A 26,002-nucleotide genomic window follows, 5' to 3' on the forward strand; every position below is an offset into this window, starting at 1 on the left:
CGGCGAGGGCGTCCGCCCGGTCCTCGCCCGCCGCGGCCACCACGCCGGTTACGCGCCCCCCCCCCCCCCCCCACCCCCCCCCGCCGCCCCCCCCCCCCCCCCCCCCCCCCCCCCCCCCCCCCGGCGGCGGGGGGGGGGGGGGGGGGCGGCGACGCTCACACCCGCGCGCGGGCCCGCCCCCGCCGGGCCTGGGTGACCCGCGGGTCACCGTCGGGGAACAGCTCGAACATGTCGATGAGGTGCTGGCGGACGCGGTTGCGCTCGTCGCCGGAGGTCCGCTTGACGGTGCGCACGAGCCGGTCGAACGCGGCTTCCACCTGCTGCCCGGCGAGTTCGGCGTCGGCGGCGGCGAGCTGAGCGTCGACGTCGTCGGGCGCGGCGTCGGCGCGCTCGATGGCGGCCGGGTCGGCGTTCTCGGCGCGAGCGCTGAACCGGACCTGGGCGAGCGCGGCCTTGGCCTGCTCGTTGGCGGGTTCGGCGTCGAGGATCCGCTGGTAGGCCGCTTCGGCGGCGGCGAAGTCACCGTTCTCCAGCGCGTCTTCGGCGGCGGTGAACCGGGGGTCTTCCGGTTCTTCCTGCTCGCCGGGATCGGCTGCGCCCTGCTCGGCGGCGCTGATGCCGGGGAGCTGTTCGCGCAGCGCGTCGAGCAGCTGGGTGATCCACTGCCGGATCTGCGGTTCGGGCTGCGCGCCGGCGAAGGCTTCGACGGGCTGGCCGCCCGCGATCGCGATCACGGTGGGGATGGACTGGACCTGGAACAGCTGCGCGATCCGCGGGTTGGCGTCCACGTCGACCTTCGCCAGCACCCAGCTGCCGCCGCCTTCGGCCGCGAGGCGTTCGAGCACGGGGGAGAGCTGCTTGCAGGGGCCGCACCACTCGGCCCACAGGTCGACGACGACGGGGACCTGCATGGAGCGGTCCACGACTTCGGCCTGGAAGGTCGATTCGGTGACGTCGATGACCGTCGGGGTCCCGGGGGCCGAGGTGTGCTCGGCGGGGCCGCCTCCGGCGGGCTGCCGGGAGGCGTTGTCCGCTTTGGTCTTCAGCGCGGACAGGTCGACTGCGCCCGCCATCGCGGCGGGCATGGCTGCGTTCTGGCGTGGATCGGGCCTCGTCACCTCTCCATCCTGACACGCGGCGCCTCGCGCGCGGTGCGTGGGCAAGGGTTGTCCGGCAGGGCCGGGAGCTGCGCCGCACGGCCGGTGACGGTCCGCTAGCTCTACCTGAGAGATCAACCTGAACGAGTGTTGATGACCACTCGAAAGGCTGAGGTTACGTGGATTCCCCTCAGGTTTTCCCGGGGTGGTCGCCGAAGGAGCCACTGTGCCTGGTCGGGATCTTGTCTCGATCGGTGCGAGGGGAGCCCCGGGAAAGAGCCGGGACCGAGCTCCCTGCCCGAAGTTCTAGGAGAGGTTTCAGAACGTGCGTATTGCAACCCGCGTCGCCGGCGCTGCCGGCATCGCAGCCCTCGGCATGGTGTCCCTCGGCTCGACCGCCTTCGCCGACACCGCCGGCAACGAAGGTGTGAACCTGGTCGACGACAACAACATCAGCGCGGTGCCGGTGCAGGCCTGCGGCAACAACGTCGGTGCCGCCATCGGCGTCGTGGTGCCGGTCCTGTCGCCGCAGACCAGCGACTGCACCAACGCGCCGGTCGTCGACCACCCCTCCATCAAGGGCTGATCGACCCAGTGCGAACACGACCGGCCGGGGAGTCCGCGAGGGCTCCCCGGCCGGTTCGTTCATTCCCCGGCCGACAGGTGCTCTTCGACGCGGCGCACCTTCTCCTGCAGCTGCCCGGTGTGCCCGGGCCGGATGTCGGCCTTGAGCACCAGGCTGGTGCGCGGCGAGCGCGACGACACCGCTTCGGTCGCCCGCTTCACCACGTCCATCACCTCGTCCCAGTCACCTTCGATCGTGGTGAACATCGAGGTCGTCTCGTGCGGCAGGCCCGATTCGCGCACCACCCGCACCGCCGCCGCGACCGCCTCGCTCACGCCGCCGTCCTCGCCGGAACCGGACGGGGCCACGCTGAACGCCACCAGCATTCGCTCTTCCTCCTGCGCTGTTCGGGCAGATTCAGCACGATCATGCGCGATCCGGCCGGGACCTCGCGCATCGGCGGGCGAATGGTCATTCGTCTCCGCGACGCCCGCTGCTAGCGTCGGGGCATGAGCGCTCGTAGTCCGCTGCCCTTCGATCCCATCGCACGAGCGGCCGAGCTGTGGTCGGAGCGGATCGGACCGTCGACGACGATGGCCGCGGTCACCAGCGTGATGCGGGTCCAGCAGATCCTCCAGTCCGCAGTGGACACCGCGCTGCGGCCGCACAACCTGACGTTCGCCCGCTACGAGGCGCTCGTGCTGCTCACCTTCTCCCGGCGCGGCAGCCTGCCGATGCGCGTGATGGGCGACCGCCTCCAGCTGCACCCGACCAGCGTCACCAACATCGTGGACCGGTTGGAGCACGACGAGCTGGTGCGCCGGGTGCCGCACCCCACGGACCGGCGCACCACCCTGGTGGAGATCACCGACGGCGGGCGGGACCTGATGAAGCGCGCCACCGAATCGGTCACCGAGATCGAGTTCGGCCTGGGTGGGGTGACCGAGCGGCAGACCCAGCAGCTCACCGAACTGCTCGGCAGGGTCCGCCACGCGGCCGGGGACTTCTGAGGCGCACCCGCCGGTACCTCTCGATCATCGCGGCTGCCCCGCGCGTCCCGGTGCGATGAAGGGAACCTTCCTGCCACCGGTGACCGGAAGGTTCCCTTCATCGCATGATCAGTTGAGGGTGCGCAGGACGTGGGCGACCCGCCCCCAGAACGTCGGTTCCGCCGAGTCGCGCCACGTCAGCAGTCCGCGCCGGCTCGCCCAGCGTTCGAAGGCGACGGAGGCCAGCGGCGGGATGGACGACACCAGCGAGGCAACCAGGACGGGGAACGACCAGCGCAGCGGGCTGAACACCACGAGGCAGGTCACGACGTAGCCGGTGAACACGAGCCCGTGGACCCAGCCGAGGACGGTGACGCCCGTCGGCATGCCGAGGCCGTACTTGAACGCCATCGCGATCAGCAGCCCCGCCCACGAGCACGCTTCGGCGATCGCGACGAGGCGGAACCACCCCGCGTAGGTGCGCAACACCGTGAACCAGCCTTTCCGCGCGGCGCCGCCGGTCGGCGCTCGACGTCTTCGAGTGTGCCGGGTGCGCGCGGTCACACGGCCACCGGTGACGGGCGTCGCGTCGTGATCGATCCCGAAACGGAATTGTGACAACCTTGTCCTCCCGGTGGATTCCGCTGGTTTCGATCTTGATTCGGAAAAGTGCGGGGCCGATCGCGGACGAATGATTTCCGCGGTTCCGCTGCGCCGTTCGGCCGCATTTCTGCGCCCGTCGGTATGCAGCGGTGCGGTCGAGCATTGACACCGCTGGCCCGGCCCGGTGGAATCCGCCAGATCATGACAACGTTGTCTGATTCCGGGAATGTTCGGCGCGCCACGATGAACGATGTGGCGCGCCTCGCCGGGGTGAGCATCAAAACGGTGTCTCGGGTGGTCAACGGGGAGCGCGGGGTGCATCCGGGCACGGCGTCCCGCGTTCTCGTCGCGATCGACCAGCTCGGTTTCCGCCGCAACCTGGGGGCGCGAAATCTGCGGCGTGGTGCCGAGACCGGAATCGTGGGCCTCGTCCTGGAGGACGTGGCGAATCCGTTCTACTCGATGTTGACGCGCGCCGTGGAAGAGGTCGTGAGCGCGCAGGGCGCCCAGGTGCTGACCGGTTCTTCCGGCGAGGATCCGGCGCGGGAGCGGGAATTGGTGCTGGAATTCCTGTCCCGCCGGGTCGACGGCCTGCTGGTGGTGCCCGCGGGGGACCGGCACGGCTACCTGGCGCGGGAGGTCGGCACCGGCACCCCGGTGGTGTTCGTGGACCGGCCGGCGGGCGGGGTGGAAGCGGACACGGTGCTGGTCGACAACGTGGGCGGCACCGCGCTGGCCGCACGGCACCTCGCCGAGCACGGGCACCGGCGCATCGCGTTCCTCGGGGACGCGCCGGGCATCAGCACCGCGGCGGAGCGGCTCCGCGGGTTCCGCGAGGGCTGCGCGCAGGCCGGTGTCCCGTTCGACGCCGAGCTGGTGCGGATGGGGCCGCACACCGCGGAGTCGGTGGCGGACGCGCTGGCCGGGCCGCTGCGCGCGGCCACCGCGCTGGTCACGGGGAACAACCGGATCACGGTGCACGCGCTGCGGGCGCTGGCGGGCCGGGTGGCGCGCCCGGCGCTGGTCGGCTTCGACGACTTCGAACTGGCGGATCTGCTGGACCCGCCGATCACGGTGATCACCTACGACGTGCGGGAGCTGGGCGCTTCGGCGGCGCGGGCGGTGTACGCGCGGCTCGGCGGCGACACCGCCCCGCCGCGGCGGCTGGTGCTGCCGACGCGGCTGCTGGCGCGCGGATCCGGCGAGGTGTCGGCGTGAACCGGAACCACCCCCTCGAACCCGGGAAGGTCTGATGTCCGAACCGCTGCTGGAAGCACGCGAACTCACCAAGAGGTACGGCGGCGTGGAAGCGCTGCGCGGCGCCTCGTTCACCGTCCACCCCGGCGAGGTGGTCGCCCTCATCGGCGACAACGGCGCCGGGAAGTCCACCTTGGTCAAGTGCCTGTCCGGTGTGGAGCGCCCGGACTCCGGGCAGGTCCTGATCTCCGGCGAACCGGTGGAGCTGGACTCGCCGGTCGCCGCCCGCGCGCACGGGGTGGAGACGGCCTACCAGGACCTGGCGGTGGCTCCCGACCTCGATCCGGCGGCGAACCTGTACCTGGGGCGGGAGATCCGCCGCCCCGGCCTGCTCGGCAAGCTCGGGATGCTGGACAAGAAGGCCATGCGCAGCCGCGCCGCCGAGCAGTTCGCCACGTTCGGCGTCTCGCTGCCGGACCTGGACGTGCCGATCGGCGCGCTCTCCGGCGGCCAGCGGCAGAGCGTCGCGGTGGCCCGCTCGGTGGCCTGGGCGGACAAGCTGGTGTTCCTCGACGAACCGACCGCCGCGCTCGGCGTGGTGCAGCGGGAGCGGGTCCTCGATGTGGTGCGCCGCGTCCGCGACACCGGGATCTCAGTGGTGCTGATCAGCCACAACATGCCGGAGGTGCGGTCGGTCGCCGACCGCGTGGAGGTGCTGCGGCTGGGCCGCCGCGTCGCCCGCTTCCGCGCCGCCGACGTGAGCTTGGAAGAGCTCGTGGGCGCCATGACCGGGGCGTTGACCCAGGAGGACGAGAGCTGATGCCCGCGACGACACCGAACTCCGAGGTCACCGGAGAGCTCGCCGAGACCCCGAAGGGCTTCCGCGCCCGGCTGGCCGCCTCGCCGACGCTGTGGACCGGGCTGGTGCTGGTGGCGCTGTGCGTGCTGTTCAGCGCGGTGCGCCCGGACGCCTTCCCGACCCTGTTCAACCTGCAGACGCTGCTGGTGCAGGCGGCGCCGCTGCTGATGCTGGCCGTCGGCATGACCTTCGTGATCATCACTTCCGGCATCGACCTGTCCGTCGGTTCGGTGCTGGTGTTCGCCGGGGTGGTGTCCGCGCAGACGATGGAGGCGGTCAGCGGCGGCGACGCCACCGGTGCCGGGTGGGGTGTGATCGCGGTCGGGCTGGTGGTGGCGCTGCTCGGCGGTGCCGCGTGGGGCGTGCTCAACGGGCTGCTGGTGGCGGTGGCGAAGGTACCGGCGCTGATCGTCACGCTCGGCTCGTTCGGCGCGGCTCTCGGCGCCGCGCAGCTGCTCACGAACGGCATCGACGTGCGGACCGTGCCCGCGGCGCTGCGCGAGACCTTCGGCACCGGCACCTCGTTCGGGGTGGTGCCGAACCTGGTGCTGCTGGCCGCGGCGGTCACCCTGCTGGCCGGCTGGGCGCTGCACACCACCCGGTTCGGCAGGCACACCTACGCGATCGGTTCCAACGCGGAGGCGGCGCGGCGCGCGGGCATCGACGTCAGCAGGCACCTGGTCGCGGTGTACGCGCTGACCGGGGTGCTGGCGGGGCTCGCCGGGTTCATGTCGCTGGCCTACTTCGGCACCACGACGATCAGCGGTCACAGCAACGACAACCTCAACGCCATCGCCGCGGTGGTCCTCGGCGGGACCAGCCTGTTCGGCGGCGTGGGCACCATCCTCGGCAGCGTGATCGGCGTGTTCATCCCCGCCGTGCTCGACGCCGGGTTCGTCATGGCCGGGGTCCGGCCGTTCTGGCAACCGATCGCGGTCGGTGCCGTGCTCGTCGCCGCTGTCTGGCTCGACCAGCGGCGCCGCCGGGCGCGCAGCAGCCGCTGACCCGCTTTGCAGCACAACGGTGTGTGGAGGAACAAGTGAAGATCAAGTCGAAGGTGATGGTCGTGCTGGCGGCGGGCGCTCTGCTCGCGGGCTGCGGATCCGGGCAGATCGGGGACGGCGGGGGAGCGGCCACCGACCCGGGCAACAAGAACTTGGCGCTGCTGACCGGCATGCGCGGGGAACCGTTCTACGTCTCCATCGAGTGCGCGGCGAAGGAGGCGGCCGCGGCCGCCGGGTACGAGCTCAACGCGCAGGCCCCGGAGAAGTTCGAGCAGGCCGAGCAGGCGCAGCTGCTCAACGGCGTCGTCAGCTCCCGGCCCGGTGCGGTGATCATCGCGCCGACCGACGACAAGGCGCTCGCCACCCCGCTGCAGCAGGCGAAGGACAACGGTGTGCAGGTCGTGGAGGTCGACACCGCGCTGGAGGACCGGTCGATCGCGGTGAGCTCGCTGTCCTCGGACAACCACGCGGGCGGCGTGCTGGCCGCGCAGACCCTCGCCGAGCTCGTCGGGGACCGGCCCGGTTCGGTGCTGGCGCTGAACACCAAGGCGGGCACCTCCACCACCGACGAGCGGGCCCGCGGCTTCGAGGAGGAGATCGCGAAGCACCCGAACCTGAAGCTGCTGCCCACGCAGTACACCGAGAACGAACCGGCCACCGCCGCGCAGATCGTGTCCGCGACGCTGGCCGCCAACCCGGACCTGGTGGGCGTGTTCGGCACCAATCTCAACACCGGTGAGGGGGCGGGCACCGCGCTCGCCAACGCCGGGCGGTCCGGTCAGGTGCAGCTCGTTGGCTTCGACGCCAGCCCCAAGCAGGTCGACGACCTGCGCAGCGGGCGGGTGCAGGCGCTCATCGCGCAGAACCCCGCCGAGATCGGCCGGGAGGGCGTGAACCGGGCGATCGCCGCCATCAAGGGCGAGCCGGTGGAGCGGGAGACGAAGACCGACATGATCGCGCTCACCCGGGATTCGATGGAGCAGCAGACGCAGCACTTCTACCGCGCCACCTGCTGACGAGGGGGTGCGATGAAGGGAACCTTCCGGTCACCGATGACCGGAAGGTTCCCTTCCCCCCCTCACGCCCGCGCGTTCACGAACTCGCGCAGCAGCGCGTTGAACTCGTTCGGCTTTTCCCGGTTCGGCCAGTGCCCGGCGCCGGGGATCACGTGCAGCTGCGCGCCGGAGATGGCGGTGGCGGCCTGCCGCGACGAGGAGACGGGCACCACCGAGTCCTGCTCGCCGTGGATGAACATCACGGGGCAGCGGAGCTGGTCGAGGTGCGGCCCGTGGTTGACGCGCATGGCGCGCCGCCCCAGCGAGTCCCGCTGCCAGTCGGCGAACACCGAGTCGCGCTGCGCGGCTTCGGCGGCGACCTCGTCGACGATGCTCTCCAGGTCGGGCACCGGACGGTCGCCGGTGAACAGCCGCTTCGCCAGCATCCGGCGGGCCAGTCCGCGGTGCCGCGCCAGCAGCTTCGCGCCGGTGGTGCCGATGAGGTCGACGCGGGTGGCGAGGTAGCTGAGCAGGTGCCGGTCGAGCCGGGCCACGAGCCCGCCGGAGCCGACGAGCACGAGGCCGCGCACCCGCCGCGGGTGCCGCAGCGTGAAGCCGGTGGCGATGCTGCCGCCCAGCGACAATCCGACGATCATGGTGTCCCGCACTCCCCACGCGTCGAGCAGCCAGCGCAGCACCTCCTCGCAGGTGCGCTGGTTGGCGCGGCCGTGCCACGGGAGGCTGCCGCCCTGGCCGGGCAGGTCGGGGACGTAGACCCGGTGGTCGGCGGCGAGCACCGGGATGGCGTGCCGCCAGCTCAGCATCGCGTTGTCCAGACCGCCGCCGTGCAGCAGCACGATCGCGGGCCCCGAGGCTCCCGCGCGGTAGTAGCGGATCTTGCCGGCAGGGAACTCGACGTGGTCGACCTCGACACCCTGGGGCGGGGCGGTCATCTGTACTCCTTGTTCGGGACCGGCGTGCGGCAGTCCGGTGCGGCGACGCGGACCTGCCGATCGTTCGAGCAGACGTGGGCGGGTCCGTCGCGTGGCCGCGTTCGAGCGTGCTGGGGGCGACGACTCCGCCGGGGACGGGCGCACCCCTTCAGATCTCGTGCGGGGGCGCCGGTGTTACTCGGCAGGATAGGCCCGCGCCGGTGCGGACGGGCACCACCCGCCGTGCTGCGCGCGGGGCGTGCCAGGATTCGGAGCGTGAGCACCGCGTATGACTGCAACCGTCCGGACGGCCGGGAATCCGGTCTCGCCGCCGCCGCCAACACCGTCCGAGCAGGTGGCCTGGTGGTCCTGCCCACCGACACCGTGTACGGGATCGGCGCGAACGCCTTCGATGCGGAGGCGGTGGGTGCGCTGCTGGCGGCGAAGGGCCGCGGCCGCGACATGCCGGTCCCGGTGCTGGTCGGCTCGTGGTCGACGATCGACGGCCTGGTCCAGTCCGTGTCGAAGCAGGCCCGCGCGCTGGTGGAGGCGTTCTGGCCGGGTGGCCTGTCGCTGATCCTGCCGCAGGCGCCGTCACTGGCCTGGGACCTGGGCGACACCCGCGGCACGGTGAACCTGCGGATGCCGCTGCACCCGGTGGCGCTGGACCTGCTCCGCGAGGTCGGCCCGATGGCGGTGTCGAGCGCGAACCGCACCGGCAACCCGCCGCCCGCGACGGCGCAGCAGGCGCAGGACCAGCTCGGTGACTCGGTGCAGGTGTACCTGGACGGCGGCCCGACCGGGGAGCCGGTCGCCTCGACGATCGTGGACCTGACCCAGGCGACGCCGCGCGTGCTGCGCCAGGGCGAGATCACCCTGGAGCAGCTCACCGAGGTCCTGGGCGTCGAGGTCGAACCGCTCGCCTGACCGCTGTCCGCCCGTCCCGCTCCCGCGGTGAGGAGTTCGCCGGGAGCGGGAGGAGGCGGACAGGACGGACGATCTTCGCTGATCCGGACCGGTGGTCGTGGCGCGGCTGTTTGCCGATAGCGTTAGCACCCGGATGCGCAACGTGGACAGCGATGAGGAGCGCCGAGCTTGAAGACGCCGTTCCGGTGGCCGGACATCGACCTTCCGCGGGGCGTCGCCCCGCGAGGGTAGAGCCGCCATGGACAACGCACCTCTGTGGGCGCCGGCGGGATTGCCCGTCCGCGAATACCTGCTCGTTCTGCTCACCGCGGCGGCGGTGACGTTCCTGCTGACCGGTCTGGTCCGGCTGCTGGCGATCCGGGTGGGCGCGGTCGCCTACCCGCGCAAGCGCGACGTGCACCTGACGCCGATCCCGCGGATGGGCGGGGTGGCGATGTTCGGCGGGGTGCTCGCGGCGATGTTCCTGGCGAGCAACCTGCCCGCGCTGTCGCGGGGTTTCGACTTCTCCAACGATGCCGCCGCCGCGATCGTGGCCGGTGGGCTGATCGTGCTGGTCGGCGCGTTGGACGACCGCTTCGAACTCGATTCGCTGACCAAGCTCGCGGGGCAGGTGACCGCGGCGGGGATCCTGGTCCTGTTCGGCGTGCAGTGGTTCGGCTTCTGGGTGCCGTGGGGCGGCGACGAGGGGCACATCGGCCAGCTGATGGTGCTCAACAGCAACCAGGGCCAGCTGCTGACGGTGCTGCTGGTCGTCACGATGATCAACGCGATGAACTTCGTGGACGGCCTGGACGGGCTGGCCTCCGGCATCGGCCTGATCGCGGCCAGCGCGACCTGCGCGTTCTGCTTGAGCCTGCTCCAGCAGCACGGCGGCGACGTGACCGCCTACCCGCCGGCGCTGATCGCGGCGTCGATCGCCGGCGCCTGCATGGGTTTCCTGCCGTACAACTTCCAGCCGGCGCGGATCTTCATGGGTGATTCGGGGTCGATGCTGATCGGCTTGATGCTGGCGACGGCGAGCACCTCGGCGTCGGGCAAGGCGGACTACGCGGGCTTCGGCGGCAAGGACCTGCTGGCGCTGCTGTCGCCGCTGCTGGTGCTGGCCGCGGTGCTGTTCGTCCCGCTGCTCGACCTGATCATGGCGGTGGTGCGGCGGACCGCGGCGGGCAAGAGCCCGTTCCACGCGGACAAGATGCACCTGCACCACCGATTGCTGGAGATCGGGCACTCGCAGCGCCGCGCGGTGCTGCTCATCTACCTGTGGGCGGGCGTGCTCGCGTTCGGTGCGGTGTCGTTGACGCTGTTCAGCGCGGCCGTCGTCGGCTGGGTCGCCGGATTGGGCGTGGTGGCGGCAGCTATCATTTCGCTGATTCCGAGAATGGCCGGACGATGGCGATCCGATCGAGGGGCCTGATGAGCGAGACCGAGCAGTCCACCGAGCAGTCCGCGGAGAACCCGCATGCTGCGACGGTGCGCAAGCTGGCCGATGCCATGCTGCGCACCGCGCTGGTGCCGGGCGCCGTGACGGTGCTGCTCGGAGTCGTGGTGTCCGCGGTGCTGGTCGGTGCGACCGGTGCGTTCGGCGCGGTGGTGGGCGGAGCGGTGGCGTTCGGGTCGTCGCTGCTGACGATCTTCCTGATGCGCTGGACGGGTGGGTTGCACCCGATGTTCGTGATGGCGGTGGCGCTCGGCGGGTACGTCGGCAAGATGCTGGTGTTACTCATCGTGATGACCTTGCTGGGCGGGGTCGACGCGCTGCATCCGACATCGCTGGCGCTCACCATGCTGGCCACCATCATGGTGTGGGCCGGAGCCGAGGTCGTTGCCTTCCGCAAGACCAAGATTCCGACCATCGTTCCTGGTCAGTGACGGTGTCGCTGATCTGCAGCGGGTAGCTTCCCGAAACTTGTTACCCGCTGGTATTGTCCGCTTCGGCCAGGTCGCCCATCAGTGTGGCGACCGTCCACCTCTTACTGAACGTATTCGCGCTCACTAGGGTGGGGTCGGCGAACGTGCCAGATCGCGTATCGGGTACGTTACGTGCAAATCATGACGATTCCCCCGGTGGTGTGAACCTCGGGAGAACCGGAAGGAGCCCAGTTGGGCGCGCTGGTGCTGGCCCAAGGCGGACAGTTCGTACCGCCGGGTGCCGATGCTTTTGACCTCCCGCCGATCTTCGGCGGCGTAACCAAACCGATGGTGCTGATCGCACTGTCGGTGGTGATCGTCGGCGCGTACTTCGTGATGGCGACCCGCAACCTGAAGCTGGTACCGGGCAAGTCCCAGTTCGTCGCGGAGTTCCTCTACGAGTTCAGCCGCAACAACATCGCGCGGGAGCAGATCGGGGCGAAGGACTTCCGCAAGTTCGTCCCGCTGATCTTCGCGATGTTCACGTTCGTCCTGGTGAACAACATCTTCGGGATCATCCCGCTGATCCAGTTCCCCACGATGTCGCGCATCGGGTTCCCGATCGCGCTGTTCATCGTCGCGTACGTGGTGATGCACACGGTCGGTTTCGCCAGGCACGGATTCCTCGGCTACTTCAAGCACGTCATGTTCCCCCCGGGCGTGCCGAAGCCGATCTACCTGCTGCTGTCGCCGATCGAGTTCTTCCAGAAGTTCATCGCTCAGCCGGTCGCGCTGGCGATCCGGGTGTTCGCCGCGATGTTCGCCGGTCACCTCATCCTGCTGGTGTTCACCCTGGGCGGGGAGTACCTGCTCATGGAGGCGAGTGCGGGGTTGAAGCCGGTCTCCATCGTCGCTTTCGCCTTCTCCATTGCCTTGACGTTCGTCGAAGCCCTGATCCAGGTGCTCCAGGCGTACATCTTCGCGCTGCTGACCGCGAACTTCATCGGCAGTGCGCTGGCCCAGGAGCACTGAGAGCAAGACCAAGACCTCCGATCCGCGCCGACTCGCGCGGACCGAGTTGAAAGGTAGTGAAAGTGAGCAACATCGTTCTTGCGCAGGCCGCTGAAACCGCTGGGAACATCAACCCCGGTCTGGCCGCGATCGGTTACGGGCTCGGCGCCATCGGCCCGGGCGTGGGCGTCGGCCTGATCTGGGCCGCGGTCATCAACGGCACCGCCCGCCAGCCGGAGGCCCAGGGCCAGCTGCAGGGCATCGCCTGGATCTCCTTCGTCCTGGTCGAGGTGCTCGCCCTGATCGGCCTGGTCGTGTACTTCATCGCCTCCGCCGCCTGATCTTGTTCACGGCTGGAAAGCGTTGGGAGACGTCGTGGTGAAGACACAGATGCTGTTGGCGGCCGAGGGCGGGCACAGTCCCGTCATCCCCGAGCCGTCCGAGATCGTCGTCGGCCTGATCGCCTTCCTGATCCTGCTCTTCGTACTGTGGAAGTACGCGGTGCCGCGCTTCGAGAAGCTCTACGCGGAGCGCAGCGAGCGGATCGAAGGCGGCATCGCCCGCGCCGAGCAGGCCCAGGCCGAGGCGCAGCGGACGCTGGAGCAGTACAAGTCGCAGCTGGCCGAGGCACGTGCCGAAGCGGCGCGGATCCGGGACGACGCGCGGGCCGAGGGCCAGCAGATCGTCGAGGAGATGCGCGCGCAGGCGCAGTCCGAGTCGGAGCGCATCGTCACGCAAGGCCAGAACCAGCTGGCCGCGCAGCGCTCGCAGATCGTCGCCGAGCTGCGCGGCGACCTCGGCCGGCAGGCCGTGGATCTGGCCGGTCGCATCGTCGGTGAGTCCCTCGAGGACGAGACCCGTCGTCGCGGCACCGTGGACCGGTTCCTGGAGGAACTGGAATCCACGTCGGCACCGTCCGGGTCCAGCAGGTCCTGACGGAGCCGGTGCGATGGACACGCACATGATGTGGTCCCCGAAGGTTCCCCCAGAACGAAAGGCCCTGGAGAGTTGAGCACCCTCGTGAACGCCGCGAGCCGCGATGCGCTGGCAGCCACCGAGCTGCAGCTGTTGCAGGCCACCGACGGGGCCGGGGCCGCGGAGATCACCGGCCTCGCCGACGAACTGTTCGGCGTGGCCGCCCTGCTGGGTCGTGAGTCGACCCTGCGCCGGGCGCTGGCGGACGCCTCCACCGAACCCCGTTCGAGGGAGGAACTGGCCAAGCAGCTGCTGGCCGGCAAGCTCGGCGCCCGGGCGCTGCCCGTGGTGGTCGAAGCCGTCCGCTCCCGCTGGTCGAGCGCGAAGGACCTGGTCGGAGGTCTGGAGCGGCTGGCCCGGGTCGCCCTGCTGGTGCAGGCGGAACGGGCGGGCCGGCTGGACGCGGTCGAGGACGAGCTGTTCCGCCTCGGCCGCATCATCGGCGCCGAACTGGAGCTGGAGCGGCTGCTGGCCGATCCGGCCGCTGCCCCCGACGGCAAGACCGCGCTGGTCGACCAGCTGCTCGGCGGCAAGGTCGAACCGGTCACCCAGGCCCTGGTGCGCCAGCTGGTGGCGCACCCGCACGGCGGACACGTCAGCGAAGGCCTGGAGGAGCTCGCGGAGCTCTCGGCGAAGCGCCGGGAGCGTTCGGTGGCGCACGTGCGGTCCGCCGTCGAACTGACCGAGCAGCAGCAGCAGCGGCTCGCGGCCACGTTGCAGCGGATCTACTCGCGGCCCATCGCGGTCCACCTGGAAGTGGATCCTGCGGTCGGCGGCGGCCTGCTGATCAAGGTCGGTGACGAGGTCATCGACGGGACGACCACGGGGCGCCTGCAGTCCCTCCGGCGCGACCTCGCCGACTGACGGCGGGGGCCGCGGCCCGGACACGAACTTCCTTCCAGAACGAACCGAGAGCAGGAACGAGACATGGCGGAGCTGACGATCTCGTCGGACGAGATCCGCAGTGCGATCGAGAAGTACGTCTCCAGCTACTCCCCGGAGGTCAGCCGCGAGGAGGTCGGCGTCGTCACCGATACCGGTGACGGCATCGCCCATGTCGAGGGCCTGCCTTCGGTGATGACCGAAGAGCTGCTGGAGTTCCCCGGTGGCGTCTACGGCGTGGCGATGAACCTGGAGGCTCAGGAGATCGGCGCGGTCATCCTGGGCGAGTCCGCGGGCATCGAAGAGGGCCAGGAGGTCAAGCGGACCGGCAAGGTGCTGTCCATGCCGGTCGGCGACGGCTTCCTCGGCCGCGTGGTGGACCCGCTGGGCGAGGCCATCGACGGCCTCGGCGAGATCAAGGCCGAGAGCCAGCGCGCGCTGGAACTGCAGGCCGCCACGGTCGTGCAGCGCCAGGGCGTCGCCGAGCCGATGCAGACCGGCATCAAGGCCATCGACTCGATGACCCCGATCGGCCGCGGCCAGCGCCAGCTGCTGATCGGCGACCGCAAGACCGGCAAGACCACGGTCGCGGTCGACACGATCATCAACCAGAAGGGCAACTGGGACAGCGGTGACCCTGCCAAGCAGGTGCACTGCATCTACGTCGCGATCGGCCAGAAGGGCTCCACGATCGCCGGCGTGAAGAAGTCCCTCGAGGACGCGGGCGCGATGGAGTACACCACCATCGTCGCCGCCCCCGCCTCGGACTCGCCGGGTCTGAAGTGGCTGGCGCCGTACGCGGGTTCCGCGCTGGGCCAGCACTGGATGTACCAGGGCAAGCACGTCCTGATCGTGTTCGACGACCTCACCAAGCAGGCCGAGGCGTACCGCGCGATCTCGCTGCTGCTGCGCCGCCCGCCGGGCCGCGAGGCCTACCCCGGTGACGTCTTCTACCTGCACTCCCGCCTGCTGGAGCGTTGCGCGAAGCTGTCGGACGAGATGGGCGCCGGCTCGATGACGGGTCTGCCGATCATCGAGACCAAGGCGAACGACGTGTCGGCCTACATCCCGACGAATGTCATCTCGATCACCGACGGCCAGTGCTTCCTGCAGTCGGACCTGTTCAACTCCGGTCAGCGCCCCGCGATCGACGTCGGCATCTCGGTGTCCCGCGTCGGTGGTTCCGCGCAGATCAAGGCGATGAAGTCGGTCACCGGCTCGCTGAAGATCGACCTGGCGCAGTTCCGCGAGCTGGAGGCGTTCTCCGCCTTCGCCTCGGACCTGGACGCCGCGTCGAAGGCGCAGCTGGACCGCGGTGCCCGCCTGATGGAGCTGCTCAAGCAGGGCGCAGGCGACCCGCTGCCCGTCGAGGAAGAGGTCGTGTCCCTGTTCCTGGGGACGAAGGGCCACGTCGACACCGTTCCGGTGAACGACGTGCGGCGCTTCGAGTCGGAATTCCTCGCCTACCTGCGCCGGACCCACGAGTCGCTGCTCAAGGACATCGTCGAGAGCAAGAAGCTCTCCGACGACGGCCAGAAGCTGATCGTGGACTCGGTGGAGGAGTTCAAGAAGCAGTTCACGACCTCCGACGGCACCTCGCTCACGCAGGAGGCCGACGCCGAGGCGATGGACGCGAACGCGGTGGGCAAGGAAACCGTCCAGGTCAACAAGCCCGCCCCGAAGAAGTGACCGGGTAGCCATGGCCAATCTTCGAGAACTGCGAGACCGCATCCGGTCGGTCAAGTCGATCCGGAAGATCACCAAGGCGCAGGAACTGATCGCCACCTCCCGCATCATGCGGGCCCGGACCAGGGTCGAGGCATCCCGGCCGTACGCGGCCGAGATCACCAAGTCCCTGTCCGAGCTGGCAGGCGCGAGCTCGCTGGACCACCCGCTGCTGGTGGAGCGGGACAACCCGAAGCGGGCCGCGGTGCTCGTGGTGACCAGTGACGGCGGCCAGTGCGGCGGCTACAACTCCAACGTGCTGCGCGCGGCGGAGGAGCTGCAGAGCCTGCTGCGCGAGCAGGGCAAGACCCCGGTGCTGTACGTGATCGGCCGCAAGGGCGACGCGTACTACCGGTTCCGCCAGCGCCCGGTCGCGGCCAGCTGGACCGGCTTCGCCGAGAAGCCCGCCTACTCGGACGCCGCCGAAGTGGGGGAGACCCTGGTCAAGGCGTTCCTCGCGGGCGCCGACGACTACCCCGACGACGGCGGGCCGGACGGTACGCTGGGCGTGGACGAGCTGCACGTGGTGCACACCGAGTTCGTCTCGATGCTGACTCAGCGGCCGACCGTCACGCGGATCGCCCCGCTGGAGGTCGAGTACTCCGACGAGCCGAAGAAGCCGCGGTCGGTGTACGACTTCGAACCGGACGCGGACACGTTGTTCCGCGCCCTGCTGCCGAAGTACATCAACACCCGGATCTTCGCCGGGCTGCTGGACTCGGCGGCGTCCGTCTTCGCGGCGCGTCGTACCGCGATGAAGGCGGCCACGGACAACGCGGACGAACTGATCCGCAACCTCAGCCGTGAGGCCAACCAGGCCCGCCAGGCCCAGATCACCCAGGAAATCAGCGAGATCGTCGGTGGTGTCGAGGCGCTCTCGTCAGCAGGAAGTGAGTGACATGACTGCGACTGCCACTAGCACGGCTACTGGCACCGGCCGCGTCGTCCGGGTTCTCGGCCCGGTCGTGGACGTCGAGTTCCCGCGCGACCAGGTGCCCGACCTCAACAACTCCCTCACCGTGGACATCACGGCCGAGGCCATGGCGAAGACGCTGACGCTCGAGGTCGCCCAGCACCTCGGCGACAGCGTGGTGCGCTGCGTGTCGATGCAGCCGACCCAGGGCCTCGTCCGGGGCGTCGCGGTGCGCGACTCCGGCGAGGGCATCTCGGTGCCGGTGGGCGACGTGGTCAAGGGCCACGTGTTCAACGCCCTCGGGCACTGCCTCGACGAGCCGGGCTACGCCTCGGACGCCGAGCGCTGGTCCATCCACCGCAAGGCTCCGGCGTTCGACCAGCTCGAAGGCCGCACCGAGGTGCTGGAGACCGGTATCAAGGTGATCGACCTGCTCACCCCGTACGTGCAGGGTGGCAAGATCGGCCTGTTCGGCGGTGCGGGTGTCGGCAAGACGGTGCTCATCCAGGAGATGATCCGCCGCGTCGCCAAGAACTTCGGTGGCACCTCGGTGTTCGCCGGCGTCGGCGAGCGCACCCGTGAGGGCAACGACCTCTGGGTCGAGATGGCGGAGTCCGGCGTGCTCGCCGACACCGCCCTCGTCTTCGGGCAGATGGACGAGCCGCCGGGCACCCGCATGCGGGTCGCCCTGTCGGCGCTGACCATGGCGGAGTACTTCCGCGACGTCCAGAACCAGGACGTGCTGCTGTTCATCGACAACATCTTCCGGTTCACCCAGGCGGGTCAGGAGGTGTCCACCCTGCTGGGCCGGATGCCTTCCGCGGTGGGTTACCAGCCGACGCTGGCCGACGAGATGGGTGAGCTGCAGGAGCGGATCACCTCGACCCGCGGCAACTCGATCACCTCGATGCAGGCGATCTACGTGCCCGCGGACGACTACACCGACCCGGCGCCGGCGACCACCTTCGCCCACCTGGACGCGACGACGGAGCTTTCCCGGCCGATCTCGCAGATGGGCATCTACCCGGCGGTCGACCCGCTGACCTCCAGCTCCACCATTCTGGACCCGGCCGTCGTGGGCGACGAGCACTACCGCGTCGCCCAGGAGGTCAAGCGGATCCTCCAGAAGTACAAGGAGCTGCAGGACATCATCGCCATCCTCGGCATGGACGAACTGTCCGAAGAGGACAAGGTGACGGTGCAGCGGGCGCGGCGCATCCAGCGCTACCTGTCCCAGAACTTCTTCGTGGCGAAGCAGTTCACCGGCCAGGACGGCTCCTTCGTGCCGGTGAAGGAGACCATCGAGGCGTTCGACAAGCTCTGCAAGGGCGACTTCGACCACTACCCGGAGCAGGCCTTCCTGTCCATCGGTGGTCTGGAGGACCTGGAGCAGGCCTACAAGAAGCTCACCGAGAAGTGAGCCCCGGTCTTCGTCGCGGTGCACCACCGCGGCGAAGACCCACCGGCAGCGGGTCGGGGTCCGGTCACGGGCCCCGGCCTTCTTTTTCGCCCTTCCCCGAGGAAGGGAACCTTCCGGTCACCCGTGATCGGAAGGTTCCCCTGCTCGCACCCCTCCGGATGTGACGCGGCCCTGCTCGGCCCGTCACCAGGGCCCGCCTGGCGTTGGCTAGACTGCGGGCTGTACACCCGACAAAGGAGACGCGCGTGGCCAACATGTCCGTCCAGCTGGTCGCTGTCGAGCGCCGCCTGTGGTCCGGTGAGGCGACCACCGTCGTGGCCCAGACGACCGAAGGCGAGATCGGCATCCTGCCGGGGCACGAGCCGCTGCTCGGCCAGCTCGTCGAGGGTGGCGTCGTGAAGATCACCACGACCGATGGCGACACCGTCACCGCCGCCGTGCAGGGCGGATTCCTGTCCGTCACCGCCGATGGCGTCAGCGTCCTCGCCGAGTCGGCCGAACTCGCCCAGGAGATCGACGTCGCGCAGGCCCGCGCCGACGCCAAGAGCGACGACGAGGAAGCGCGCACGAGAGCGCTGAGTCGACTTCGGGCGGCCGGGCAGTCGGTCTGACGGGCCGCAGAACATGGGCTCCGCGGGCGTGTGGTCGATCATCGTTTTCGGGCTGGTGCTGCTCCTGGCGGCCGCGGCCCTGAGCGTGGTGCTGGCCGCGCGCCGGCGGTTGCAGCAGTTGCGCGCCGGCGGAATCGACGTGGCGCTGCGGCTGCGCACCGACGACCGCGGGCGGGGCTGGCACCTCGGCGTCGCGCACTACCGCGGTGAGGAGTTCACCTGGTACCGGGTGCTGAGCCTGCGTTCCGGCCCGAACTGGGTGGTGAACCGCCGGGAGGTGGAGATCGCCACCCGCCGCGAGCCCTCGGCGTCCGAGGTGTACGCGCTGCCGCAGGCGGCCACCGTGCTGCACCTGACCGGTCGCGGCGAGGAGATCGAGGTCGCGATGGGCGCGGATGCGCTCACCGGCTTCCTGTCCTGGTTGGAGTCCGCTCCGCCCGGGCGTTCCGTGCCCTGGGCTTCCTGAGCCCGCAGCGTCCAGCGCCCCCTCTTCGGAGGGGGCGCTTTTTCGCGCGCCGGGTCCGGAGGAAGGGAACCTTCCTGTCACCGGTGACCGGAAGGTTCCCTTCATCGCACCGGGTGCGCGGTGCCGCCGTGTTCGGCGCAGACGTCGCGCAGCAGGCCGAGGAACACCTCGGCGAGCTCGGTGGGGGAGTGCGCGGGCAGCACGGCGTGCACCCGCCGGAACAGCGCGGACTCGTCGAGTTCCCGGGTGACGGTGCCCGGCACGTCGCCGATGGCGAGCCGCGGCAGGAAGGCGACGGCGACTCCGGCGGACACCACGGCCTGCGCGACGGCGTACGACTCGGATTCGAACGGGACGTGCGGGGTGAACCCGGCGGTGCGGGCCAGGTCGTCGAGCTGGCGCCGGTTCGGCAGTTCCCGCGGCGCGCACGCCCACGCGTCGGCGGCGAAGTCCCGCAGCACCAGCGGGGATCCACCGGTGGCGGCCGGGTGGCGTTCGGGCAGCACGGCGAGCACCGGGTCGTCGAGCAGCGGCACCAGCCGCACCCCGGCGGGCGGGTGCAGCGGTTCGCCGTAGGAGGCGACGAGCGCCAGGTCCAGTTCGCGTTCGGCGACGAGCGCGTTGCCCTCGGTGGGGCCGAGGTCCACGACGGACAGCTCGCTGTCCGGGTGCAGCCGGTTCAGCGCGGCCAGGGCTTCGGGCAGCAGCCGCACGCCCGCGGTGGGGAAGGCTCCGAGCCGCAGCCTGGTGCGGTGCAGCCGCAGGTGCCGCGCCCGGTCCGCTTCGGCGCCGCGCAGGGCGTGCGCGATCCGGTCGGCGCGTTCGGCGAGCTGCTCCCCGAGCGAGGTGAGCCGGACGCCGTGCGGGAGGCGTTCGACGAGCGCGGTGCCCGCTTCCCGCTCCAGCCGGGCGAGCTGCTGGGACACCGCGGGCGGGGTGCGCCCGGTGAGCTCGGCGGCACGGGTGACGCTGCCGCCCTCGCGCAACGCCAACAGCAGCAGCAACTTCACCGGGTCCATGAAGCTCCACTTTAGCCATCGGAAGCCGGAGTAACTGGCGGTGAAGGCTTCGGCTCGGAAAGACTGGGCGCATGATGGACGCGACCCCGGACAGCGGCCGGTTCACGATCACCGCCGAATCGATCGCCGGTGCGGACGCCACGGCCGCGCTGGAGCAGTACGTCGCCGAGCTGGCGCAGGTGTTCCCCGCCGGGTTCGACCCGGGCCGGGCGGCCCCGCCGGAACCGGGCGATTTCGCGCCGCCGCGCGGCCGCTTCCTGCTGGTCCGGGACGCGGCGGGCGCGGTGCGGGGCTGCGGCGCGGTGCGGGTGCTGGAGCCCGGCATCGCGGAGATCCGGCGGATGTGGATCTCCCCGGTGCTGCGCGGTCGCGGCGCGGGCCGGGCGTTGCTGGCCGAGCTGGAGCGCAGCGCGGCGGAGCTGGGGTGCGGAGTGGTGCGCCTGGACACCGCCGCCGAGCTGCACGCCGCGCGCGCCCTGTACGGCTCGGCCGGTTACGCGGAGATCCCCGCCTACAACGACAACGAGTACGCCCGGCACTGGTTCGAGAAGGTGCTGGGCTGAGCGCTCCTAAGCTGGTCGCATGCACATCGAGATCGCCGAGTTCGACCATCCCGACGCGCAGCGGCTGATCGAGGAGGTCCAGCAGGAGTACGTGGGCCGCTACGGGCGCCGGGACGAGACACCGATCGACTCCGGGCAGTTCAGCGCCCCGCGCGGCACGTTCCTGCTCGGCTACCTCGCGGCGGAACCGGTCGCCATCGGCGGCTGGCGGGTGTACGACCCGGCGGAGTCGGAATTCGCGGACGGCGACGTCGAGCTCAAGCGGATGTACGTGTCGCCCGGCGCGCGGGGCCGCGGCCTGGCGCGGCGGCTGCTGGCCGAGCTGGAGGAGCGGGCCGCGGCGGCCGGGCACAAGCGGATCCTGCTGGAGACCGGGAACCGGCAGCCGGAGGCCATCGCGCTGTACCGCTCGGCGGGCTACTCCGGCATCCCGGCGTTCGGCCCGTACCGCGGCGATCCAGATTCGGTGTGCTTCGCCAAGCGGCTGTGACCGGTCAGGCGCCGCCGCCCGGGCGCCACAGCACGTCACCGTCCGGGTTGGCGACGCGGGCGAGGATGAACAGCAGGTCGGAGAGCCGGTTCAGGTACTTGGCGGCGAGCGCGTTGCTGCGCTCGGCGTCGACCTCCAGCAACGCCCACGCAGAGCGCTCCGCCCGCCGCGCCGTGCACCGGGCCTGGTGCAGCAGCGCACCGCCGGGGGTGCCGCCGGGGAGGATGAACGAGTTCAGCTTCGGCACCTGCGCGTTGTACTCGTCGCACCAGCCTTCGAGCCGGTCGATGTAGTCCTGGGTGACCCGCAGCGGCGGGAACTCGGGGTTCGGCACCACCGGGGTGGACAGGTCGGCGCCCACGTCGAACAGGTCGTTCTGCACGGTCCGCAGCACCTCGACGATCGCCGCGTCGAAGCTCGCGGTGGCCAGCGCCACTCCCAGCACCGAGTTCGTCTCGTCCACGTCGGCGTAGGCGACCAGCCGCGGATCGGTCTTGCTGATCTGCGAGTTGTCCGAGAGCCGCGTGGTGCCGGCGTCGCCGGTCCGGGTGTAGATCTTCGTCAGGTGTACGGCCATGCCTTCCAGGGTAGGTGCTGCGCGCCGGTTGATCGTGGGATGAAGGGAACCTTCCGGTCACCGGTGGCAGGAAGGTTCCCTTCATCGCCCGGCCGCGGCCCGGCGCACCCGCCACGGACGGGGCGGCGCCCGGCCCGTAACCTGCTGTTCGTGAGTGAGCACTTCCGCGTGCACGGCGGGGCGCGCCTCGTCGGCGAAGTCGATGTGGTCGGCGCGAAGAACAGCGTGCTGAAGCTGATGGCGGCCGCGTTGCTGGCCGAGGGCACGACGACGATCACCAACTGCCCGGAGATCCTGGACGTCCCGCTGATGGGCGACGTGCTGCGCAGCCTGGGCTGCGAGGTCGCCATCGAGGGCCGCACCGCGTACATCACGACGCCCGCGGAGATCAGCCACGAGGCGGTGTCGCCGTCGATGGGCAAGCTGCGCGCCTCGGTGTGCGTGCTGGGCCCGCTGGTGGCGCGGTGCCGCAAGGCCGTGGTGACGTTGCCGGGCGGCGACGCGATCGGTTCGCGTCCGCTGGACATGCACCAGAGCGGGCTGCGGCAGCTCGGCGCGACCAGCCACATCGAGCACGGCGCGGTGGTGGCGGAGGCGGAGAACCTGCGCGGCGCCCAGATCTGGCTGGACTTCCCGAGCGTGGGCGCCACGGAGAACATCCTGATGGCCGCGGTCCTCGCCGAAGGCACCACGATGATCGACAACGCGGCGCGGGAGCCGGAGATCGTCGACCTGTGCGTGATGCTCCAGCAGATGGGCGCGAAGATCGAGGGCGCGGGCACCTCGACGCTCACCGTGCACGGGGTGACCTCGCTGAAGGCGGTGGAGCACCGCGTCATCGGCGACCGCATCGTCGGCGCCACCTGGGCGTTCGCCGCGGTGGCCACCCAGGGAGACATCAAGGTGCGCGGGGTGGACCCGCACCACGTGAACCTGGTGCTGGAGAAGCTGCGCAGCGCGGGCGCCGAGGTCGTGGTGGGCGATGAGGAGTTCCGCGTGGTCGCGGACCGCCGCCCGCTGGCCGTGGACTACGTGACGCTGCCGTACCCGGGGTTCGCGACGGACCTGCAGCCGATGGCGCTGGCGCTGTCGGCGGTGGCCGACGGCACGTCGATGATCACGGAGAACCTGTTCGAGTCCCGCTTCCGGTTCATCGAGGAACTGGTGCGGATGGGCGCGGACGCGCGCACCGACGGGCACCACGCGGTGGTGCGCGGGTTGGAGCGGCTCTCCAGCGCCCCGGTGTGGGCGTCGGACATCCGCGCCGGGGTCGGCCTGGTGCTGGCCGGGTTGTGCGCGGACGGCGTGACCGAGGTGTGGGACGTGTTCCACATCGACCGGGGTTATCCGAACTTCGTGGAGAACCTGCGCAGCCTGGGTGCCTACATCGAGCGCGTCACGGACTGACCGACCGGCGGCGGACTCCTCGCGGCTCAGCAGCTCCCGACGGCTCCGCGGTTCGGCCGCCGCTGAGGTTCCGCCACCCGAGCACCACGTGGCCGAAGTGGAGTCTGCATCAGCCGCTCTCGAAGGCCACCCGGAGGCCTAGGGCGATCATCACGGTGCCGGTGGCGCGTTCCAGCGCGAGCTTCACCTTCCGGCGGCTGAGTAGTTCGCGCAGGCCGCCGACCAGCCAGGACGCCAGCCGCCAGTACACCAGCGCCACGGCCAGGAACGCCACGGTGAGGATCATCGAGGTGAGCGCGCGCGGTTCGCCGGGCGAGATGAACTGCGGCAGCAGCGTCAGGAACAGCAGGATGATCTTCGGGTTGAGCACGTTGCTCACCAGGCCCTGCCGGAACGCCGCGCGCCGCGTCAGCCCCCCGGCGACCGGCCGCGGTTCCGGCAGCGCCGCCGCGGGCGCCTCGTGCCGGTTCCGGATGCTCTTCCACAGCGTCGTCGCGCCGAGCCACACCAGGTAGGCGGCGCCGCCGAGCTTGAGCGCCGTGTAGGCGACGGCGGAGGCCGCCAGCAGCGCGGAGAGCCCCGCCACCGAGATCGCCGCGTGCACCAGCAGGCCGGCGCAGCAGCCGAGCCCGGTCCACCACATCCCGGTCGAGCCGCCGCGGATGCTGTTGCGCAGCCCGAGCGCCATGTCCGGCCCGGGGGCGAGGGTCACCACGATCACGAACAGCACGAAGGGCACGAGTTGAGCTGGCACCAGCGCAGGATAAGGAGCCGGGGCGGGTTCCGTCACGTGATTCCGGGCGCCCGCGACGGGCGCCACAGCCGCGCGTGACCGGGACCGGTGCGATACCGGTCAAACCCCCCGTTCGTGCAAGCAGAGCAGTTGGTAGGCGGCCACGGATTGGGCGTCGGTGACCGCGCCGCCGCGGATCATCCGCTCGAACTCGGCGCGTTCGAACCACGCCGCCCGCATGTCCTGCTCCTCCGGTTCCCGTTCGTGCTCGCCCGCGGTGAGCCCGGTCGCCAGGTATGCGCGACCGCGCTGGCTGGACATGCCCGGCGCCACGTCCAGGCGTCCCAGCTCGGTGAGCCGCTCGGCGCGCAGGCCCGTTTCCTCGCGCAGTTCGCGGGCGGCGAGTTCGGCGGTCTCGACTTCGGCGCGGTCGGGCGCGGTGCCCTGCGGGAACTCCCAGCGGCGTTGCCCGAGCGGGTAGCGGAACTGCTCGACCAGGTGAATCCGGTCGCCGTCCAGCGGGATGATCAACGCGTAGTCCGGTTTGTCCACCACGCCGTAAATGCCGTCGGACCCGTCGGGGCGGCGGATGCCGTCCTCCCGGACGGTCATCCACGCGTTGGCGTACACCTCGCGGCTGCTCGTCATGCGCATCCGACCATCGTCCACCGCCCCGCCGCGCGCCGGTCGCGCGGTGTGCGGAAGGGAACCTTCCGGTCATGGCTGCGCGGAAGGTTCCCTTCCCGTCGACCCGGGCTCAGTTGAGCTTGGACCGCCGCAGCCCGTACCCGAGGTACACGGCGAGCCCCGCCACCATCCAGATCGCGAAGACGAGCCAGGTCACCCGGTCCAATCCGAGGATCAGGTAGGCGCACAGCGCGACCCCGAGCAGCGGCACCCACGGCATCAGCGGGGTGCGGAAGGACCGCTCCAGGTCGGGTTTGCGCCGGCGCAGCACGATGACGCCGATGTTGACGACGCCGAACGCGACGAGCGTCCCGATGCTGGTGGCGTCGGCGAGGCTGCTCAGCGGCACCACGGCGGCGAGGGCGGCCACCAGCAGTCCGACGATCATGGTGTTGTGCGCGGGCACGGCCCGGCGGTTGACCGCGGACAGCTTGGCGGGCATCAACCCGTCCCGGGACATCGACACCAGGATCCGCGTCTGCCCGTACAGCACGGTGAGCACCACGGAGGCGATGGCGACGACGGCGCCGAAGGCGAGCAGCACCGCGGGCCAGCCCTGGCCGGTGACGATCTCCAGCGCGGTGGCCAGCGAGGCGTCCGACCCGCCGAGCACGTCGGTGCCGACGGCGCCGACGGCGGCGAACGCGACCACGACGTAGACGAGGGTGACGATCGCGAGCGAGATCATGATGGCCCGCGGCAGGTCCCGCTTCGGATTGCGCGCTTCCTCGCCCGCGGTGGAGGCGGCGTCGAAGCCGATGAACGAGAAGAACACCGCGGACGCCCCGGCGGAGATCCCGGCGATGCCGGCGGGCGCGAACGGGGTGAGGTTGTCCGAGCGGAACGCGGTCAGCGCCACGCAGACGAAGAACACCAGCACGCCGATCTTCAGCAGCGTGGTGGCGGTGGTGACGGCGGCGCTCTCCCGCACGCCCATCATCAGCACGGCGGTGGCCAGCAGCACCACGATGACGGCGGGCACGTTGACCACGCCGCCTTCACCGGGTGGCGCGGACAGCGCGTCGGGCAGGGTGAGCCCGATGGTGCCGCGCAGGAACTCGTTGAGGTAGCCGCCCCAGCCGACGGCGACCGCGGCCACCGAGACGCCGTACTCCAGCAGCAGGCACCAGCCGCAGATCCAGGCGACGAGTTCACCGAGCGTGGCGTAGGCGTAGGAGTAGGCCGATCCGGAGACGGGCACGCTGCCCGCCAGTTCGGCGTAGGACAGCGCGGAGCAGAGCGCGGCGAGACCGGCCAGCACGAACGACACGACGACGGCCGGGCCCGCGGCGGGCGCGGCTTCGGCGAGCACCACGAAGATGCCGGTGCCGAGGGTCGCGCCGACGGACAGCGCGATGAGCGGCACGAGTCCGAGCGTGCGGTGCAGCGCGGTGTGCGAGCCGTCGTCGGCGAGGCGCTCGACCGGTTTGACTCGGGTGAACAGCTGGGCGTACGACACGGGAACGCACGGTAGACCCGGTGCGACTGGTGATCTTTCGAAGGTTCG

30 protein-coding genes are annotated in these 26,002 nt (G+C 70.7%); 21 read left to right on the plus strand and 9 right to left on the minus strand.

All coding sequences use genetic code 11. The annotated features are described in order from the left end of the window. Positions 1-155: 155 nt before the first annotated feature. Positions 156-1,073 carry a thioredoxin gene (gene trxA, locus LCD35_RS01580; RefSeq protein WP_225043638.1) on the minus strand — a complete coding sequence of 306 codons (918 nt, stop codon included), beginning with the start codon at positions 1,071-1,073 and terminating at the stop codon, positions 156-158. Between the two features lie 349 nt (positions 1,074-1,422). Here trxA and LCD35_RS01585 point away from each other — a divergent pair, with 349 nt between their 5' ends. Next, entirely contained in the window at positions 1,423-1,683 is a 261-nt protein-coding gene (locus LCD35_RS01585) for a hypothetical protein (RefSeq protein WP_224956382.1), read from the plus strand. A 59-nt stretch (positions 1,684-1,742) separates the two neighbouring features. On the opposite strand, the gene LCD35_RS01590 is transcribed toward LCD35_RS01585, so the two are convergent. After that, entirely contained in the window at positions 1,743-2,048 is a 306-nt protein-coding gene (locus LCD35_RS01590) for an MTH1187 family thiamine-binding protein (protein ID WP_224956384.1), read from the minus strand. Positions 2,049-2,171: 123 nt separating this feature from the next. On the opposite strand from LCD35_RS01590, the gene LCD35_RS01595 reads away from it, so the two are divergent. Beyond that, positions 2,172-2,672, plus strand: coding sequence for a MarR family winged helix-turn-helix transcriptional regulator (locus LCD35_RS01595; RefSeq protein ID WP_224956385.1), 501 nt, complete (start codon positions 2,172-2,174; stop codon positions 2,670-2,672). 108 nt (positions 2,673-2,780) lie between these two features. Here the strand turns inward: LCD35_RS01595 and LCD35_RS01600 are convergent, their stop codons facing one another. Next, positions 2,781-3,140 carry a DUF3817 domain-containing protein gene (locus LCD35_RS01600; RefSeq protein WP_225043613.1) on the minus strand — a complete coding sequence of 120 codons (360 nt, stop codon included), beginning with the start codon at positions 3,138-3,140 and terminating at the stop codon, positions 2,781-2,783. Positions 3,141-3,497: 357 nt separating this feature from the next. Between LCD35_RS01600 and LCD35_RS01605 the strand changes: the two genes are divergently transcribed. The 4 genes from LCD35_RS01605 to LCD35_RS01620 are packed head-to-tail and all read left to right on the plus strand — an operon-like array spanning position 3,498 to position 7,330. Next, the gene (locus LCD35_RS01605) at positions 3,498-4,472 is read left to right on the plus strand and encodes a LacI family DNA-binding transcriptional regulator (protein ID WP_224956387.1); all 975 of its coding nucleotides are present in this window, start codon (positions 3,498-3,500) and stop codon (positions 4,470-4,472) included. A gap of 34 nt (positions 4,473-4,506) precedes the next feature. Then, the gene (locus tag LCD35_RS01610) at positions 4,507-5,271 is read left to right on the plus strand and encodes an ATP-binding cassette domain-containing protein (RefSeq protein WP_224966734.1); all 765 of its coding nucleotides are present in this window, start codon (positions 4,507-4,509) and stop codon (positions 5,269-5,271) included. Next, positions 5,271-6,314 carry an ABC transporter permease gene (locus LCD35_RS01615; protein ID WP_224956389.1) on the plus strand — a complete coding sequence of 348 codons (1,044 nt, stop codon included), beginning with the start codon at positions 5,271-5,273 and terminating at the stop codon, positions 6,312-6,314. The genes LCD35_RS01610 and LCD35_RS01615 overlap by 1 nt, the downstream gene beginning before the upstream one ends. Before the next feature lie 56 nt (positions 6,315-6,370). Then, complete coding sequence (locus LCD35_RS01620; RefSeq protein ID WP_224956474.1) at positions 6,371-7,330, plus strand: ABC transporter substrate-binding protein; 960 nt, start codon at positions 6,371-6,373, stop codon at positions 7,328-7,330. A gap of 62 nt (positions 7,331-7,392) precedes the next feature. Here the strand turns inward: LCD35_RS01620 and LCD35_RS01625 are convergent, their stop codons facing one another. Next, the gene (locus LCD35_RS01625; protein WP_224966735.1) at positions 7,393-8,262 is read right to left on the minus strand and encodes an alpha/beta fold hydrolase; all 870 of its coding nucleotides are present in this window, start codon (positions 8,260-8,262) and stop codon (positions 7,393-7,395) included. 255 nt (positions 8,263-8,517) lie between these two features. On the opposite strand from LCD35_RS01625, the gene LCD35_RS01630 reads away from it, so the two are divergent. The 12 genes from LCD35_RS01630 (at position 8,518) to LCD35_RS01685 (ending at position 19,019) form a co-directional block, all read left to right on the plus strand. Further along, a complete protein-coding gene (locus tag LCD35_RS01630; RefSeq protein WP_224956392.1) occupies positions 8,518-9,168 on the plus strand; it encodes an L-threonylcarbamoyladenylate synthase in 651 nt (216 codons plus the stop codon). A 238-nt stretch (positions 9,169-9,406) separates the two neighbouring features. After that, the gene (locus LCD35_RS01635; protein ID WP_224956394.1) at positions 9,407-10,582 is read left to right on the plus strand and encodes a glycosyltransferase family 4 protein; all 1,176 of its coding nucleotides are present in this window, start codon (positions 9,407-9,409) and stop codon (positions 10,580-10,582) included. Continuing rightward, positions 10,582-11,037 (plus strand): hypothetical protein, encoded by a 456-nt coding sequence (locus tag LCD35_RS01640; RefSeq protein WP_224956396.1) that lies wholly within the window; start codon positions 10,582-10,584, stop codon positions 11,035-11,037. The genes LCD35_RS01635 and LCD35_RS01640 overlap by 1 nt, the downstream gene beginning before the upstream one ends. Positions 11,038-11,268: 231 nt before the next feature. Then, positions 11,269-12,048: a F0F1 ATP synthase subunit A gene (atpB, locus tag LCD35_RS01645; protein ID WP_224956399.1), complete on the plus strand. Its 780-nt coding sequence runs from the start codon at positions 11,269-11,271 to the stop codon at positions 12,046-12,048. A gap of 62 nt (positions 12,049-12,110) precedes the next feature. Next, entirely contained in the window at positions 12,111-12,368 is a 258-nt protein-coding gene (locus LCD35_RS01650) for an ATP F0F1 synthase subunit C (protein WP_308011215.1), read from the plus strand. A gap of 37 nt (positions 12,369-12,405) precedes the next feature. Further along, positions 12,406-12,963 carry a F0F1 ATP synthase subunit B gene (locus tag LCD35_RS01655; protein WP_224956477.1) on the plus strand — a complete coding sequence of 186 codons (558 nt, stop codon included), beginning with the start codon at positions 12,406-12,408 and terminating at the stop codon, positions 12,961-12,963. Between the two features lie 72 nt (positions 12,964-13,035). Continuing rightward, positions 13,036-13,866 carry a F0F1 ATP synthase subunit delta gene (locus LCD35_RS01660; RefSeq protein WP_224956401.1) on the plus strand — a complete coding sequence of 277 codons (831 nt, stop codon included), beginning with the start codon at positions 13,036-13,038 and terminating at the stop codon, positions 13,864-13,866. Positions 13,867-13,929: 63 nt separating this feature from the next. Then, entirely contained in the window at positions 13,930-15,573 is a 1,644-nt protein-coding gene (gene atpA, locus LCD35_RS01665) for a F0F1 ATP synthase subunit alpha (RefSeq protein ID WP_224956403.1), read from the plus strand. Positions 15,574-15,583: 10 nt separating this feature from the next. Further along, entirely contained in the window at positions 15,584-16,507 is a 924-nt protein-coding gene (locus LCD35_RS01670) for a F0F1 ATP synthase subunit gamma (RefSeq protein ID WP_224956406.1), read from the plus strand. 1 nt (position 16,508) lies between these two features. Next, positions 16,509-17,942, plus strand: coding sequence for a F0F1 ATP synthase subunit beta (gene atpD / locus LCD35_RS01675; protein WP_224956408.1), 1,434 nt, complete (start codon positions 16,509-16,511; stop codon positions 17,940-17,942). Between the two features lie 245 nt (positions 17,943-18,187). After that, positions 18,188-18,553, plus strand: a complete 366-nt coding sequence (locus LCD35_RS01680; protein ID WP_224956409.1) for a F0F1 ATP synthase subunit epsilon — start codon at positions 18,188-18,190, stop codon at positions 18,551-18,553. A 13-nt stretch (positions 18,554-18,566) separates the two neighbouring features. Beyond that, a complete protein-coding gene (locus LCD35_RS01685) occupies positions 18,567-19,019 on the plus strand; it encodes a DUF2550 domain-containing protein (protein ID WP_224956410.1) in 453 nt (150 codons plus the stop codon). Positions 19,020-19,120: 101 nt separating this feature from the next. Here the strand turns inward: LCD35_RS01685 and LCD35_RS01690 are convergent, their stop codons facing one another. Further along, positions 19,121-20,038, minus strand: coding sequence for a LysR family transcriptional regulator (locus LCD35_RS01690; RefSeq protein ID WP_224956411.1), 918 nt, complete (start codon positions 20,036-20,038; stop codon positions 19,121-19,123). Positions 20,039-20,109: 71 nt separating this feature from the next. On the opposite strand from LCD35_RS01690, the gene LCD35_RS01695 reads away from it, so the two are divergent. Next, a complete protein-coding gene (locus tag LCD35_RS01695; protein ID WP_224956412.1) occupies positions 20,110-20,601 on the plus strand; it encodes a GNAT family N-acetyltransferase in 492 nt (163 codons plus the stop codon). A 19-nt stretch (positions 20,602-20,620) separates the two neighbouring features. Beyond that, the gene (locus tag LCD35_RS01700) at positions 20,621-21,091 is read left to right on the plus strand and encodes a GNAT family N-acetyltransferase (protein ID WP_224977500.1); all 471 of its coding nucleotides are present in this window, start codon (positions 20,621-20,623) and stop codon (positions 21,089-21,091) included. 4 nt (positions 21,092-21,095) lie between these two features. On the opposite strand, the gene LCD35_RS01705 is transcribed toward LCD35_RS01700, so the two are convergent. Further along, positions 21,096-21,668: a cob(I)yrinic acid a,c-diamide adenosyltransferase gene (locus tag LCD35_RS01705; RefSeq protein WP_224966742.1), complete on the minus strand. Its 573-nt coding sequence runs from the start codon at positions 21,666-21,668 to the stop codon at positions 21,096-21,098. Positions 21,669-21,818: 150 nt separating this feature from the next. Here LCD35_RS01705 and murA point away from each other — a divergent pair, with 150 nt between their 5' ends. Next, positions 21,819-23,075 carry a UDP-N-acetylglucosamine 1-carboxyvinyltransferase gene (gene murA, locus LCD35_RS01710; RefSeq protein ID WP_224956415.1) on the plus strand — a complete coding sequence of 419 codons (1,257 nt, stop codon included), beginning with the start codon at positions 21,819-21,821 and terminating at the stop codon, positions 23,073-23,075. A gap of 109 nt (positions 23,076-23,184) precedes the next feature. Here murA and LCD35_RS01715 read toward each other — a convergent pair whose 3' ends face one another. The 3 genes from LCD35_RS01715 to LCD35_RS01725 form a co-directional block, all read right to left on the minus strand. Beyond that, the gene (locus LCD35_RS01715; protein WP_224956417.1) at positions 23,185-23,829 is read right to left on the minus strand and encodes a LysE family translocator; all 645 of its coding nucleotides are present in this window, start codon (positions 23,827-23,829) and stop codon (positions 23,185-23,187) included. Positions 23,830-23,928: 99 nt separating this feature from the next. Further along, positions 23,929-24,462 (minus strand): NUDIX hydrolase, encoded by a 534-nt coding sequence (locus LCD35_RS01720; protein WP_224956419.1) that lies wholly within the window; start codon positions 24,460-24,462, stop codon positions 23,929-23,931. Positions 24,463-24,565: 103 nt separating this feature from the next. After that, positions 24,566-25,954, minus strand: a complete 1,389-nt coding sequence (locus LCD35_RS01725) for an amino acid permease (RefSeq protein WP_224956420.1) — start codon at positions 25,952-25,954, stop codon at positions 24,566-24,568. Positions 25,955-26,002 lie beyond the last annotated feature (48 nt).

It is taken from the genome of Saccharopolyspora sp. 6V (genome assembly GCF_020176785.1).
Lineage (GTDB): Bacteria > Actinomycetota > Actinomycetes > Mycobacteriales > Pseudonocardiaceae > Saccharopolyspora_C > Saccharopolyspora_C gregorii.